Source organism: Yoonia sp., from assembly GCF_017854415.1.
Taxonomy (GTDB): Bacteria; Pseudomonadota; Alphaproteobacteria; order Rhodobacterales; family Rhodobacteraceae; genus Yoonia.
In genome coordinates this window covers 3,199-4,299 of sequence record NZ_JAFMHR010000185.1, presented here as the reverse complement: position 1 = coordinate 4,299, position 1,101 = coordinate 3,199, and the positions used below count along the sequence as shown (strand labels likewise).

Sequence of the window (1,101 nt, the reverse complement as noted above, 5' to 3'; positions counted from 1 at the left end):
GTCGTCGATTTACCGATCCCGCCCTTGCCATAAACGGCAAAGACCTTCGCGCCTTCAATCTTCGCATCTTCCGGCTGATGGACCTGAACGGACCCTTCGCCATCTTGACCACGTAGGTTCGGAATTTCATCTCTGGGGCTCATGAGAGCCTCCTTTCCATCAACTTCTTCTGTTCAAAAATACCTCGGGGGTGAGGCCGCAGGCCGAGGGGGCTGGCCCCTTTCTCACCGCGCCCGTCAAGGGCGCAATATCTCTTAAAAATCATCATTCCGCTGCGATCCCTTCCATCCGATCCTCAAGCGCATCCGCTGCATCCTGCAACGCTGCCAAAGTCTCTTCGTCAGGGGCCCAGTATTCACGGTCGGACGCTTCAAGCAGTCGGTTTGCCATACGCATCGATGCTTGCGGGTTCAGCTTTGCCAAACGCTCGCGCATTTCAGCATCCAAAACGAATGTCTCGGACAGACGCTGATAGACCCAAGGTTCAACTTCGCCCGTTGTTGCTGACCAACCCATCGTGTTGGTGACATGGGCTTCAATCTGGCGAACACCTTCGTGGCCGTGGTTCAACAAGGCCTCATAAAACTTAGGGTTCAAACTGCGGCTGCGGGTCTCAAGTGCGACTTGATCCTGCAAAGTGCGCACCTTCGCGGCACCGCGGGTCTGATCACCAATGTAAACCGGCGCGCTTTGGCCACCTTTTGCGCGCTTCACAGCACGAGCAATACCGCCAAGCGTATCAAAATAGTGGTCAACGGTTGTGACGCCCAACTCAACCGATTCAAGGTTCTGATAGGCTAGATCAACGTCCTTCAACGCCTTTTGCAAAAGCGCGGGGTTCTGCGCGGCTTTTCCGTTCACTCCGTAAGCAAAGGATTTGCGGGCCTCATACGCGTCGGCCAATTCATCTTCTTCACCAAACGAAGAGCTATCAACCAACTGATTCACGTTCGAACCATACGCACCTTCGGCATTGCTAAAGACACGCAATGCTGCGGTCTCTAGGTCACAGCCCATTTCCTCGGCATAGCTCAACGCATGTGCACGAATGAAATTCTGCTCAAGCGGCTCATCAGCCATCGCGCATTTCAAAGCGGCTTC

General features: G+C 54.3%; 1 protein-coding gene and 1 pseudogene. Both read right to left on the bottom strand.

The genetic code is table 11. The features are described 5' to 3' along the window. Nucleotides 1-143 (bottom strand): annotated as a pseudogene (chlL, locus tag QZ197_RS14980) (ferredoxin:protochlorophyllide reductase (ATP-dependent) iron-sulfur ATP-binding protein); the annotation flags it as partial. Nucleotides 144-264: 121 nt separating this feature from the next. After that, the coding region (locus tag QZ197_RS14975) for a cobaltochelatase subunit CobN (protein ID WP_296432956.1) at nt 265-1,101 on the bottom strand (837 nt) is incomplete at its 5' end.